The organism is Bradyrhizobium arachidis, assembly GCF_015291705.1.
In the GTDB taxonomy this organism is placed as follows: Bacteria; Pseudomonadota; Alphaproteobacteria; order Rhizobiales; family Xanthobacteraceae; genus Bradyrhizobium; species Bradyrhizobium arachidis.
Map to the genome: position 1 here is coordinate 5731500 of NZ_CP030050.1, position 12834 is coordinate 5744333.

Annotated in this window: 11 protein-coding genes; 2 read left to right on the top strand and 9 right to left on the bottom strand. The window is 63.5% G+C overall.

From position 1 onward, the window contains the following. Positions 1–3: 3 nt before the first annotated feature. Both WN72_RS26775 and WN72_RS26780 read left to right on the top strand, forming a co-directional pair. Complete coding sequence (locus tag WN72_RS26775; protein WP_092214000.1) at positions 4–1506, top strand: sugar ABC transporter ATP-binding protein; 1503 nt, start codon at positions 4–6, stop codon at positions 1504–1506. An 11-nt stretch (positions 1507–1517) separates the two neighbouring features. After that, complete coding sequence (locus tag WN72_RS26780; protein WP_027559462.1) at positions 1518–2543, top strand: ABC transporter permease; 1026 nt, start codon at positions 1518–1520, stop codon at positions 2541–2543. 244 nt (positions 2544–2787) lie between these two features. On the opposite strand, the gene WN72_RS26785 is transcribed toward WN72_RS26780, so the two are convergent. From WN72_RS26785 to WN72_RS26825, 9 genes are all read right to left on the bottom strand, one after another. Continuing rightward, positions 2788–3510: a hypothetical protein gene (locus tag WN72_RS26785; protein WP_092213998.1), complete on the bottom strand. Its 723-nt coding sequence runs from the start codon at positions 3508–3510 to the stop codon at positions 2788–2790. 135 nt (positions 3511–3645) lie between these two features. Next, the gene (locus tag WN72_RS26790) at positions 3646–4014 is read right to left on the bottom strand and encodes a hypothetical protein (RefSeq protein WP_141263032.1); all 369 of its coding nucleotides are present in this window, start codon (positions 4012–4014) and stop codon (positions 3646–3648) included. Between the two features lie 21 nt (positions 4015–4035). After that, complete coding sequence (locus WN72_RS26795; RefSeq protein WP_092213996.1) at positions 4036–5625, bottom strand: CHAT domain-containing protein; 1590 nt, start codon at positions 5623–5625, stop codon at positions 4036–4038. A 4-nt stretch (positions 5626–5629) separates the two neighbouring features. Then, positions 5630–6868 (bottom strand): ankyrin repeat domain-containing protein, encoded by a 1239-nt coding sequence (locus tag WN72_RS26800; protein WP_092213994.1) that lies wholly within the window; start codon positions 6866–6868, stop codon positions 5630–5632. Positions 6869–7386: 518 nt separating this feature from the next. After that, positions 7387–8430: an ABC transporter ATP-binding protein gene (locus WN72_RS26805; RefSeq protein WP_092213992.1), complete on the bottom strand. Its 1044-nt coding sequence runs from the start codon at positions 8428–8430 to the stop codon at positions 7387–7389. Further along, complete coding sequence (locus tag WN72_RS26810) at positions 8423–9403, bottom strand: ABC transporter ATP-binding protein (protein ID WP_092213990.1); 981 nt, start codon at positions 9401–9403, stop codon at positions 8423–8425. Before WN72_RS26810 ends, WN72_RS26805 begins: the two co-directional genes overlap by 8 nt. Continuing rightward, positions 9400–10221, bottom strand: a complete 822-nt coding sequence (locus WN72_RS26815; RefSeq protein ID WP_092213988.1) for an ABC transporter permease — start codon at positions 10219–10221, stop codon at positions 9400–9402. Before WN72_RS26815 ends, WN72_RS26810 begins: the two co-directional genes overlap by 4 nt. Next, the gene (locus tag WN72_RS26820) at positions 10218–11141 is read right to left on the bottom strand and encodes an ABC transporter permease (protein WP_092213986.1); all 924 of its coding nucleotides are present in this window, start codon (positions 11139–11141) and stop codon (positions 10218–10220) included. The genes WN72_RS26815 and WN72_RS26820 overlap by 4 nt, the downstream gene beginning before the upstream one ends. 60 nt (positions 11142–11201) lie before the next feature. Then, positions 11202–12791 (bottom strand): ABC transporter substrate-binding protein, encoded by a 1590-nt coding sequence (locus WN72_RS26825; protein ID WP_092213984.1) that lies wholly within the window; start codon positions 12789–12791, stop codon positions 11202–11204. Positions 12792–12834 lie beyond the last annotated feature (43 nt).

Here is a 12834-nt window from a genome sequence, read left to right on the forward strand (position 1 = left end):
TCCATGTCAGCGGGTCGTTCGCCCATCCTGGAACTGCAGGGCATCACGAAGAGCTTCGGCGGCGTCGAAGCGCTTCGTGGTGTCGACTTCGCGCTTCATCCCGGCGAGATCCACGGTCTCGTCGGCGAGAACGGCGCCGGCAAAAGCACGCTGATGAAGATCATCGCCGGCGTGCACACCGAGTTCTCCGGCCGCTTCCTGATCGATGGCCAAGAGACACATTTCCGCTCGGCCCGCGACGCGCATGCCGCCGGCATCGCCATGGTGCATCAGGAGCTTTCCGTCGCGCCTGACCTGACGGTCGCCGAGAACGTCTTCCTCGGCAACCAGCCGACCAACGCGCTTGGCCTCGTGCAATGGCGGCGGATGGCGCGCGAGGCCGGCGAGCAGCTTGCCCGCTTCGGCATCGACGTCGATCCGATGACGAGGCTGGGTGACTTACCCATCGGGCTGCAGCAGCTGATCGAGATCGCGCGCGTGCTGTTTTCCGGCGCCCGCATCGTCATCCTGGACGAGCCGACCTCCGCCCTCTCGCCGCCCGAGGTCGAGCGACTGTTCGCAACCCTCCGGCGCTTGCGCGAGGAAGGCACCAGCATCGTCTTCATCTCGCATTTCATCGAGGACATCCTTCGCGTGTCCGACACCGTGACCGTGTTCCGCAACGGACGGAAGGTCGCGGAGACAGCAAGCGCCGCGACCAGCAAGGGCGCGCTGATCGAGGCCATGATCGGCCGTGGCGGCGAGGCGCTCGAGCACAGCTACACCGACGATCTGATGCTGCCGCAGCCGAGCGACAACGCGGTGGTCCTGAAGGTCGACCAGCTGTCGCTGTCGCGCAGCCTGAAGGACATCTCCTTCGAGGCGCGTGCCGGCGAGGTGCTCGGCATCTACGGCTTCATGGGCTGCGGGCAACAAGAATTGTCCCGCATCCTGTTCGGCAAGCTCAAGCCTGATAGCGGCACCCTTGCCGTTGAGGGCACGCCAAAATCCTTCGCCAGTACGGCGGCGGCGCGGCGCGCCGGGGTAGCGCTGGTGCCGGAGAGCCGGCGCGACATGCTGTTTCACCAGGAGCCGGTCTACAAGAACATCTCGATCAGCATTCTCGATCGCATCTCCTCCCTGCTGCTCAAGCCGGCGCAGGAGCGCGACATCGCAAAGTGCCAGGTCGAGCAGTTGCAGATCCGGCCGCCGGTGGTCGGCCTCGACCTCGGCATGCTCTCCGGGGGCAACCAGCAGAAGGTCGCGCTGGCGAAATGGCTGACCTACCCGCCAAAGCTCCTTGTGCTGTGCGAGCCGACCCGCGGCATGGATGTCGGCGCCAAGAACGACGTCATCAACATCGTCCGCGACCTCCGCACAAAAGGGCTCGCGATCATCGTGCTGTCGACCGAGCCGGAAACGGTACTGTCGCTGGCCGACCGCGTCCTCGTGCTCAAGCGCGGCGAAGTGGTACGGGAATTCAGGAACGAGCCGGTCAGCAAGGACCGCCTGCTGGAAGCGGCGTGACGGAGAAGCACATGAGCAGCGAGACGGCTTTGGCGGCGGGGCAGCGGGCGCGGGGCCTTGCACCCTTCCTGCGCTCGCAGATGCGCAACATCGCCCCGTTCCTGACGCTGATCTTCCTGTCCGCCTTCTTCGCCTTCGCAAGTCCCTCCTTCGCCACGCTCGACAATCTCGGCAACATCCTGACGCAGGTGTCAGTGACCGGCATCATCGCCGTCGGCCTCACCTTCGTGATCCTCTGCGCGGAGATCGACCTGTCGATCGCCAGCATCGCCAACGTCACGGGCATCGCGGTCGCCTACTTCACGCTGCAGGAGTCCTACGTCAACATCGCCAATATCCCCCTGCCCGGCGCGGTCGCGATCATCCTCTCGATCCTGCTCTGCGCATTGCTCGGCCTCGTCAATGCGCTGGGGCTGACCGTGATCGGTATCCCCTCCTTCATCATGACGCTGGCAATGATGCAGATCGCGGCCGGCATCTCGGCGCTGCTGGTGCGCGGCCAGATCGCCTACAAGGTGCCGAGCCTGATCACGACGCTCGGCTCGGGCTCGATCGGCGGCATCCCCTGGATCGTCATCGTCGCCGCCATCATGCTGCTCGGCGGCCACCTCGTGCTGACCTACACGCGCTTCGGCCGCTACGTCTACATGGTCGGCGGCAATCGCGAGGCTGCCGAATATGCCGGTCTCAACGTCAAGCTCATCCTAGGCGCCGTCATGGTGATCTCGGCGGTGTGCTCCGGCATCGGCGGCATGCTCGGCGTTGCCCATTTCGGCAGCGCGCAGCAGAACGAGTTCGACACGTACCTGCTCGACTCCATCGCTGCGGTCGTGGTCGGCGGCACCAGCCTGTTCGGCGGCCGCGGCGGCATCGGCAACACCATCGTCGGGCTTTTCGTTCTCGGAGTTCTCAATAACGGCCTCGACCACGTCAACATCGACAGCTTCTTGAAGATCCTGATCCGTGGCCTGATCCTGCTGGCGGCGCTGGTCATCAACGTCTATGCGCAGCGCTTGCGAGAAAAAACGGCGGAATAGACGGCCGCCCAAACAAAAGTACGAAAACAACCCCATGCACAGTACAAATCATTGCGGAATTTGGCGCGGAGCGAGTCTGAGCCGACGCCGTGGCGACATTTGACTCGTCGGGCAAAACAGGAGCATGATGTCATCATCGGTCAAGCGCTCAAGCAGTGAGCCTAGACCGGCGGCAGCTCTTCCGTCGTGGCGACTTGTGACCTCATCCGCGCTTTCACGCCACACTCATTCCCAGGCGTTTGAATCACGACTCAACAGTTAACCAGCCAAGCTCGAACAGCCGACGGACGACATGATCGTAGGGTTGGCTCTGCGTGATCTGCTCTTTGGTCATACCGAAATTCGAAATAGCGCCGCTCTCGATCAACTCACCGACGAACCAAAGAAAAACGGCATACATCTTTGGTCGATCCGTTTCGTTCAGCGGCCCGTTCTGCACGAGCTCGTAGAGCGATTGAAGTCGCAGACGATTTGCGTCGGGCAGCAGGTGGATAATGCGCTCGCGCGGGAGCGCAAACGTGGCCTGCACGTACGACGCGACCAGAAACAGTTTTTCGAAACCGAACTGTCTGACGACGGGAAGCAGTATTGCGTATAGTTGCCGCGCCTCCGGAGGCGCGGCGGCGATCAGTGCATCGTGCGGTTGCCTTTGCCCCGTCAGGACGGGCTCTGCCACCGCGATCACGTCGGTTGATCCGGCCGGCGGATCGCCATTGTGTTGGCGGATCATGGCCATCACAGAGATGAACATGGCCTGATCCGGATTGAAGCCCAGGAAGCCGCCGCCGAAGCCGGGAGATATTCCAAGGGAGCCAAGCTGGAGGGCCACCTGGTCACGGATCACCTGATGTCGGCCGGCGGCATCGGCCCGTCGTCTCAAGTCCTCTGCCTGTGCGATGATCTCCACGGGCAGCTTTTGCCACGACCACCGCGCCAACAGGGCTGCATGGGCCACATTCTGGTGCATCCAGATGTCCCAGATTTTTCCTAGGAACCCCTGATATGGATTCTTCGGCTGGAAAAGCTTGCTGAGGATTCCGAAAATGGGAGCCTCCCATCATTGAAGTGCAATGAGCGGCGGTGACCTTTGACTTTCGCGCTTTCAGTGCCTGCGGGGGGCTCGCAATTCCTTGTCGATCTCCTCCGGCGTAACGCTCTCCAGCGAGCGCGGCCTTCCGCCGATCTCGACCTTAATAGCGCGGATCAACGCCCCACCCTCGGTGACCATTTTGCGCAAGGCAGCAAGAAGCTTTGCTCCGGCTCCAACCGCGCCGGCCATGGCAGTCAGCAGGACCGCGAGATGGGCGACCGCGACGGGATCGAGATTTGCCTCCGAATCCACGGCCATGCCGTCGATCGCAACACCGCTTACATCCCCGAGGCTCGCGCGCGCCAACGCGGTGATCTCGTCTTCGTGTTTCGCGGCGATTTTCGGATCCTGGTCCCCGTTGATTTCGACGTAAATCTGCAAACTCATCGCAACCTCCGTACGTTATGCTTTCATGCCAAATTGCACCGCCGTGAACGGGGCCCATTCGTACTTTTGCTGATGGAGAGGGTCCTTGTAGAGTTCCCGCGCTGCTCTTTGGATGCTTGTGGCGGCATCCGCACCATTGACCCAGGCGTCGTACACGAGGCCTGCCATCGACTTTGCGGCGCGGACCTTGGCATTCCAGAGCGATCCGATGACCTGGCGCGCCCCGGCGACGCGAAAGGCGGCCTGGAGTCCGAACAGATCGTCCCCGGGCCAAAATTGAATTCCCATCCCGCCGACGGCCCGCTGCCCGGAGCAGCACGCGACGAGCACGACAAGATCGGCGGGAACGCGAGATCTGGAGATCATGTCTGCAGTCAGCCGTTCCGACCCCAGTTGCAGGAACGACTCTCCGGGGACATCGCCCTGTGCGGACGTGCCATGGCAAGCCAGCAGCAAGAAGGCGGCATGGTCCAGCTCACCGCCGGCCAGCATCCCTGCAAGTGTATTGCAGACGCCCGGCTCCGTGAGCCGATTGGCCGGAAGTCCGCGAGCCTCGTGCCTCGCAACGATTTCTTCGGCGACGCCGTCAAATCCCCTGGTCGGTTGAGCGGTGGGATAATAGTCAATGCCCGCGGCAACCACGCCTTGCCCGTCGGTGACCGGTATACGACGATGGATGGCCCCGAGATTTGGGATCGTCGTCCAGGGATAACTTAAACCGAGACGACTTCCCCCGAACCTGAGCAAGCTGAAGGGAATCGCATGAAGCGACCGATGCGGGAGGATGAACAGCTTCCGGGCGTTCGCCAGTCGCGACGTCACCAGGGAGGGTAACAGCACTGGAAGCAAGACATCGAGCAAATCAGCCTCTTCGGACGTGAAGCTCCAGCCTCCGATTCCGCCGTTTCGAAGATGGGCCGAGAACGACTCCAGAATGCGCAAAGCCTCTGGATTGACCGTCACCGGCACCGACTGCAACGAATTTCGCTCGACGGTCGCGACCAGAAGCCGGCCGGCTCCCAACCAGGTGTAGACAATGGCGAGCTCGCCAATCGCCAGCGCCTTCTGAACCAGCTTCAAATCCAACGGCGGTTCACCTGGCAGCGCGGGCCGCTGGTTCTCAGCCGCCTTCAGCGCGCACGCCAGACGTCCAGCGGCCAAGGCGGCCGAGGTCGCGCTCTCGAAGATGCGAATGCGATCCAGCATCGAGGTTGCCCGGAGAATTGGATCCGTTGTTCGTTCACGATGCTGCCGGGCCAGCTCGATCGCGCGCTGCGTCAGATCGTAGGCGCGATCCGGCTGGGGCTCCTTGTCCTTCAAGGCGGCGTCCGCCTCGATCGTGAGCGAGAGCGCCGTAACGTTCGGCGCCGTCGTCTCGTCTACCAGCTCGCGCGCCTGCACGGCAAAGCATCGCGCCTTGGCAGGCTCATCATCGAGCCAGGTGTCGGACAATTCCACCAGGGAAGCGGCTTTGATAGTGCGCTGTGGCAGCGCGGCCGCTTGCGCTACGAGCCCTTCGGCCGCCGTACGCCTGTCGCGCCCCGACACGCCCGACAGGCGCTGCATTCGAACCTCAGTCAGGAGCTGGTTGACCGCCAGGAGCACGCCACTACTTCCCTTGGGTCTGCAGTTTATGATCTACAATGAGGCGGGCATAACGATCCGCCTCGCTCGGGTTGCCGAGGTTGGCCTTGTCGACCGGGCCATAGGCATTCTTCAAGCCGAAGTATAACCGGTAGAAAAGCAGCCTGAGCTTCAGGATGTTGCCGGCACGCTGCACCAGCTGAGGGCCATTTCCGGCATCGCTCATCATCGATGCCATTATCTCGTTGAAGATCGTGCCGGGGGCTGGCGGCTCCTTGTAACCTGCCTGTCTCAGGGTGGCTTCCGCGTCCTTGAATGTCGCGATCGCCGCCAGTTGATTGCGGACTTGCAGCTGGATTTCACCCAGCTGGATCAAATGAGACGCTCTCGAAACAGTGGATGGAGGTGCCGAGGCGACCGCCGCCCGCGCGCGCTCTTGCCGCTGCTCGACATTGCCGGACGCAACGTGGAGGCACGCTGCCGCGTTATCGGCAGCGTCCCGGGCTTCCGCCCAAAGGCCGGCCCTTTCGAAGATGGCCTGCGCCGCCTTGTATTGAGCCGCGGCGCGACCCGGCTGCTCCAGCACGGTATCGAGGATGAAGGCGGAGAGCCGAGAACATTCAGCCGCTTGCGCGAGAGGCGACGCCTGCCACCCGCCAGCCGGCACCGACTGACCCGCAAGAGTCAAAAAGTCGGCTTCGATCTGCTTCAATTCCACGATTGTCGTCTCGTCCACCCGCATCGACGACACTCCAAACGCTCCCGCAGCAGCTGACGGTAGACTCCAGCTCATTGAGGCGAACGTGACTTTCAGGCTCGCATGCCGAAGCCGCGCATCCGCATCGAGGAACGCATTAATTTGGCGCATGGCATCTGAGCCGGCACTCGGCCTTCGTCGAAGGCGACTGAAGACCGCGCGATAATCATTGAGCGCGGCCATGTCCGACGCGGTTCTTCCGTTCGCGTCACGCAGATCCGGATCGGCGCCATGCTCGAGCAATACCTCCACGGCGGCGAGTTGCCCCGCCGTCGCGGCGGACATGAGCGCGGTGACGCCCTGATCGCCGACAGAGTTCGGATCGGCTCCCCGCAACAGCATCAGACGGAGAACATCGACTTGCCCACGTTGAGCCAAGAGATTGAGCAATGTCGGCCCGCCCAAATAAATGTTTGGCGGCATTCCTCTGTCCAGCGCCTCGGCACCGACCGCCACATCGCCCTTGATAGCCGCTCCGGCAACTCTCAGGATCTCTTCTTCTGTCATGCGCTTGCTCACCAACTTCGCAGATTGAAGCGAGCCGGACCAGCCATACGCGATTGGCTCGTCGACGTTGGACCAGCCTTGGAAGCTCCATCAACGGCAAGAAGGTGTGGCCGGCGCTGCGGGCCACGTCCCGTCGCCTATTGTGGTTGGCATACGCGCCCCCCAAAAGTCCAAGCACGTCGAGGATCGAGAGGGTTCGCTGAAGCCGAAGGTTCTTACTCCCGGAAAGGCTTCAACAAGCATTTCCTGCGGCGCAACCCGAGGGTGAATCTAGCATGGCATACTCCGTCGTGACAGCCGCCGCCCGCTCCGCGCATCTACAACTTAAGCGCGTTTCCGCCCGTAGCGTGTGAACCAATTCACCACGAACATGCGATCTTCAGCCCGCCGAAATCGTCGCTCTTATGGCTAGCATCTTCGGCATATGACGGCATCACCCGAACGGGTGATGAGCGACGAAGACTGCAAGGAAGTGTCTCGGCCTTCGCCCTTCGAGGGCCGCTGAAGAAGCGGCCACCTCAGGGTGACGGTGATAGAGAGACGCTCGCTGCACCGATCTCGTCTGCACGCCAGCACCTCACCGCATGCCCATCGGCGCGCGTTTCCAGCACCGGCCCCGGCTCGTGGCGGCACACATCTTCGGCATAACGACATCTCGGGCTGAAGGCGCATCCATTCGGCGGATTGAGCGGATTGGGAAGGTCGCCGCCGGTCGTCGCCAGCGGCGCATGGCGCAAGGGGTCGGGGATGGCTGATATCAGAGCCTGCGTATAGGGGTGCGCGGGACGTTCAAATATCTCGCGCCAGTCGCCGTTCTCGACGATGCGGCCGAGATACATCACGGCGACGCGGTCGCTCATGTGCTCGACGACGCCGAGGTCGTGGCTGATCATGATGTAGGAGAGACCGAGCGTATCCTTCAATTCCAGGAGCAGATTGATGATCTGGGCGCGGATCGAGACGTCGAGCGCCGAGACCGGCTCGTCGCAGATGACGATCTTGGGATTGAGGATCAGCGCGCGCGCGATGCCGATGCGCTGACGCTGGCCGCCGGAGAACTCGTGCGGATAGCGGTCGGCCTGCTCGGGCCGCAGGCCGACATGCCGCAGCATGGTCGCGACGCGGTCCTCGATCTCGCTCTTTGCGGTCACGCCATGCACACGCAGGGGATCTTCGAGCGTGCGGCGAACGGTCTGGCGCGGGTTGAGCGAGGCGTAGGGATCCTGAAATACGATCTGCACGATGCGGGCTAGCGCCTTGCGATCACCGGATGGCCTGCCGGTCACGACCTGCCCGTCCAGCACGATGCGGCCGCGCGTCGGCGTCAGCAGGCCCAGGATCGACAAGGCGACCGTCGACTTGCCCGAGCCGGACTCACCGACGAGGCCGAGACATTCGCCCCGCTTCAGCTTGAGATCGACCCCGTCGACGGCGCGCAGCAACCGCCGGCCGCGGCCCAGCAAGCCGCCGCCCATCGGAAAATGAACCGCAAGATCCTCGACGCTGAGGATGAGATCGTCGTCCACCCTGCCCTCACGCGATTTGTTCTTGGGCTCATGCATGGTGGTGACACCGCACCAGACCGCCGGCTTCCAGCAAATCCGTCTCCGGCACGACTGTGCGGCAGATCTCGGTCGCCTGCGCGCAGCGCGGATTGAACCGGCAGCCGTCGGGGAAGCTCGTGATGGCGGGGACGACGCCCGCGATCTCCCTCAACCGCGTCCGGCCAAGCGCTGCGCGGCTGCCCAGCCGCGGCAGCGAGGCGACGAGGCCCTGCGTATAGGGATGCGAGGGGGTCCGGAAGATATCGGCCGAGCCGCGCTCCTCGACGATGCGGCCGGCATACATGACGGCGACGCGGCGGCAGACATTGGCGACGAGGCCGAGATCGTGGCTGATCATCAGGATCGCCGTGCCCCGCTCGGCGCACAAATTGCGCATCAGCTCGATGATCTCGGCCTGCACGGTCACATCGAGCGCGGTGGTCGGCTCGTCGGCGATCAGGAGATCCGGACCGCATGCGAGTGCAATGGCGATCATCACGCGCTGGCGCATGCCGCCTGAGAGCTGGTGCGGATAGTCGTTGACGCGCCGCTCCGGCGCAGGGACGCGGACGCTCGCCAGGGCCTCGACCGCCAGTCGGTTGGCCTCTCGCCAGCTCTTGCCCTTGTGCAGCACGAACATCTCGGCGATCTGTCGCCCCACCGGCGAGACCGGATTGAGCGCCGTCATCGGCTCCTGGAAGATCATGGCGATGCGGTTGCCGCGCAGCTCACGCTGCCTGGCCGCCGAAAGGTGCTGGATTTCTTGCCCGTCGAAGCGGATGACGCCGCCGCCGATCGACAGCGGCGACCGCAGCAGGCCGATCAAGGCGAGCGCCGTGATGCTCTTGCCGCAGCCGGATTCGCCGACGAGCCCGAAGGTCTCGCCGCGATCGATGCGGAACGAAATGCCTTCGGCGGCCGCGACACGCTTCGCCCCGTCATCAAGATCGATGCGCAAATCCTCGACTTCAATCAGCGGCGCGCCGGTCATGTCCGCCGGCTCCGCGATTGGGGATCGAGGATGTCGCGCAGGCCGTCGCCGAGCAAATTGAGGCCGAGCACGGTCAGGAAGATCGCAAGGCCCGGAAAGATCGAGAGCCACGGCGCCGTCGTGATCTGGTCGCGGGCATCAGAGAGCATGCTGCCCCAGCTCGGAAACGGCGGGCGGACGCCGAGGCCGAGGAACGACAAGGCGGCTTCGGACAGGACTGCGCTGCCCATGCCGAGCGTGCCGATCACGACGATCGGCCCGAGCATGTTTGGCAGCAGCTGCGTGACCATGATGCGCAGATCGCCATAGCCGAGCACGGTCGCCGCCTGCACGTAGCCCTGGCTCCGCAGCGACAGCGCCGAGGCCCGCGCGATCCGGCAGGTGAAGGACCAGTTGGTCAGGCCGAGCGCGATCAGGAGGCTGGTCAGGCCGGGGCCGAGCACCGCCATGATGGCGAGCGCGAAGATCAGCGAGGGGATCGCGAGCATGAGGTTGGTGAGCGCGTTGACAAAATCGTCCCACCAGCCGCCCCAATATCCGGCGCTCAGGCCCAGGGCCACGCCGATCACGCTGTTGATGAGCTGCGAGACGATGCCGACCGTCAGCGAGACGCGCGCGCCGTAGACGACACGAGAATAGATGTCGCGGCCCTGGTCGTCCGTGCCGAACCACCAGGTCCAGCTCGGGGGCTCTTCCGCGTTCATCAGATTGGCGTCGAGGACCGGATCGGTGTGCGCCAGCCAGGGCGCGAGCAGGCCGACGAGGATCGCGAGCGCGAACAGCGCGCCGCCGATGATGAGATTGGCGCGGAGCTTCATGCGTATCTGATCCTTGGATCGATCACGCCGTAGAGCACGTCGATCAAGAGATTGATCGCGAGAAAGGCCAGCACCACCACGAGAATGGAGCCCTGAACCGCCGGAATGTCGCGCTGAAGGACACTGTCGACAAGCAGCGAGCCGATGCCCGGCCAGGAGAACAGTTTCTCGACGACGACGGCCTGCCCCATCAGACCGCCGAACTGCAGGCCGACGGTGGTGAGAATGATGACGAGCGCGTTGCGCATCACGTGCCATCTCACGACACGGGTCTCGCTCATGCCCTTGGAGCGCGCGGTGCGGACGAAATCCGCGGTCATGATCTCGAGGACCGCGGCGCGCGTCGTGCGGGCAAACAGCGCCATCGGCGAGACGCCAAGCGTCACGGCCGGCAGCAGCAGATATTGCAGTCCCCCGTCGCCATAGCCGAAACTCGGCAGCCAGCCGAGCTTCAACGCGAACAGATACATCAGCACCAGGCCGAGCCAGAACTTGGCGATGGAAAGACCCGACACCGCCACCACCATGGCAAGCGTATCGACGATGCCGCCGGGCCTCAGCGCGGCGACGAAGCCAAGCGGCACGCCGATCAGAATCGCAAACGCCATGGCAGCGAAGATCAGCTGCAGCGTCGGCCATGCCCGTTTGGCGATCATGGTGATAACAGGCTCGCGGGTCCGGAACGAGGTGCCGAAATCGCCTGTCGCGAGCTTGGCGATGTAGGCGCCGAACCGCACATAGACGGGATCATCGAGACCTAGCTGCTTTTTCATGCGCAGCTCGACCTGCGGATCGCTGTCGTCGCTCATGCTCGAGACGATACTGCCGGGCACGACGCTGAACAGCACGAAGACCAGTAGCACGACGGCGAGCACGGTCGGAATGGTTTGCAGCAGGCGACGGAGCAGGAACGAGAGCATCTCAAGCTTTCCTCTCTCCCTGCATCGTTCGGCGCGATGGAGGGAGCGCGAGAGCGTATGTCACTTCGCGGGCGAGGTCTCGTCGACCCAGAGGTCCTCGACGTTCTGATGGGTCAGCTCTGTCGCATTCAGCTGAACGCCCTTGAGCCACGGCTGCACCGCCATCACCGCCTTGTTGTAGTTGAAGAACCAGACCGGCGCCTCCTCGTAGAGCAGCGCATTGGCCTTTTGCAGCAGCTCGGTGCGCTTTGCGGCGTCGTCGGCCTGCCCGGCCGCATCGATCAGCTTGTCGAACTCCGGGTTCTTGTAGTTCATGTAGTTGCAGGCCGGCTGCGGCGTCGACGAGTGGAAGCATTTGAGCGCGGCCTGGGGATCCGGGCCGCTCTGCTGGGAGTAGATGAAGGCCTGGTAGTCGCCGCTGCGAACCACTTCGGCCAGTACCGCGGTCTCGACCTGCTTGACCTTCGCCTTGATGCCGACCTTGTCGAGCATCGGGATCACGGCCGAGACGATCGGCAGGCCCCAGCTTTCGTTCTGGCTGGTGGTCCATTCGAACTCGAAGCCGGAGGGATAGCCCGCCTCGCTCAGCAGCTGCTTGGCCTTGGCGGGATCGTAGGGGTACGGCTTCATCGCCTTGTCGTAGGCGGGCGAGGTCAGCGGCAGCCAGCTGGTGGCGCGATAGGCCTTGCCCTTGACCAGCTTGTTGATGATCAGGTCGGTGTCGATCGCGTAGTTGATCGCCTGCCGGACCCGCTTGTCGGCGAACGGCTTGAAGGCGGGATTCATGCCCATGTAGCGCGTGAAGACCTCGGCGACCTCGACGATGGTGCCCTTGAGATTGGCGTCGGACTGGTAGGCGACGTATTGCGCAGGTCCCAGCACCGAGGTGTCGATCTCCTTGTTGCGGAAGGCGACGTCGCGCGCCGCGGCCTCGGCCATGATCGACACGACGATCTTGTCGGCGTAGGGCTTGCCGGGCTTGTAGAACCGGTCCCACCGCTCCAGCACGATGCGCGATCCCGGCACATGCTCGACGAATTTGAACGGCCCGAGGCCGATCGGATGCTGGATGAAGCTGTCCTTGGCGGCCTCGTCGGCGGGATAGATCGAGGTCAGCGCGGTGAAGAAGTAGAAGCCCGGATCGACCTTCTCGGTCAGCTTCATCTCGAGGGTGAAGTCGTCGATCTTCTTCAGGCCGGAGATTTCCTTGGCCTGGCCCTTCTCGACCGCAGCCGCCCCCTCGATCACGCGGACGAAGCGCGCGCCGGGAAAGGCCTTGGTGCCGTCCATGATGCGGTTGAAGGACCAGATGATGTCGTCGGCCGTCATCCTGCGGCCATTGTGGAAATACGCGTCGTCGCGGAGCTTGAAGGTGTAGACGAGACCGCCGCCCGAGACGACGACCTCCTTGGCAAGCTCCGGAACCGGCTTTCCTTCCGCGGAATCCCAGATGTAGAGCGAGCGATGCAGGGCCTTGGCGTAGATCTCGTCCTGAGCGCGCTGCGTGGTGTGAATGTCGAGACTGGTGAAGCTCGAGCCGTAAGGCGCGGTCATGCGGATGGTTCCGCCCTTGCGCGGGGTCTGGGCCTCAACGGATCCGGTGAGCGCCAGTGCCAAACCCGCGACGATCGCAATCATCCTGAACATCATGTGTCCCCCAACAACGCAGGCATTCCGATCAGGGATTTGATCA

Bases quoted from the DNA above. Each gene is read 5' to 3' on its own strand.
- WN72_RS26775 (WP_092214000.1), top strand. From the start codon at position 4: ATGTCAGCGGGTCGTTCGCCCATCCTGGAACTGCAGGGCATCACGAAG.
- WN72_RS26780 (WP_027559462.1), top strand. From the start codon at position 1,518: ATGAGCAGCGAGACGGCTTTGGCGGCGGGGCAGCGGGCGCGGGGCCTT.
- WN72_RS26785 (WP_092213998.1), bottom strand. From the start codon at position 3,510: ATGCACCAGAATGTGGCCCATGCAGCCCTGTTGGCGCGGTGGTCGTGG.
- WN72_RS26800 (WP_092213994.1), bottom strand. From the start codon at position 6,868: ATGACAGAAGAAGAGATCCTGAGAGTTGCCGGAGCGGCTATCAAGGGC.
- WN72_RS26805 (WP_092213992.1), bottom strand. From the start codon at position 8,430: ATGCATGAGCCCAAGAACAAATCGCGTGAGGGCAGGGTGGACGACGAT.
- WN72_RS26810 (WP_092213990.1), bottom strand. From the start codon at position 9,403: ATGACCGGCGCGCCGCTGATTGAAGTCGAGGATTTGCGCATCGATCTT.
- WN72_RS26815 (WP_092213988.1), bottom strand. From the start codon at position 10,221: ATGAAGCTCCGCGCCAATCTCATCATCGGCGGCGCGCTGTTCGCGCTC.
- WN72_RS26820 (WP_092213986.1), bottom strand. From the start codon at position 11,141: ATGCTCTCGTTCCTGCTCCGTCGCCTGCTGCAAACCATTCCGACCGTG.
- WN72_RS26825 (WP_092213984.1), bottom strand. From the start codon at position 12,791: ATGATGTTCAGGATGATTGCGATCGTCGCGGGTTTGGCACTGGCGCTC.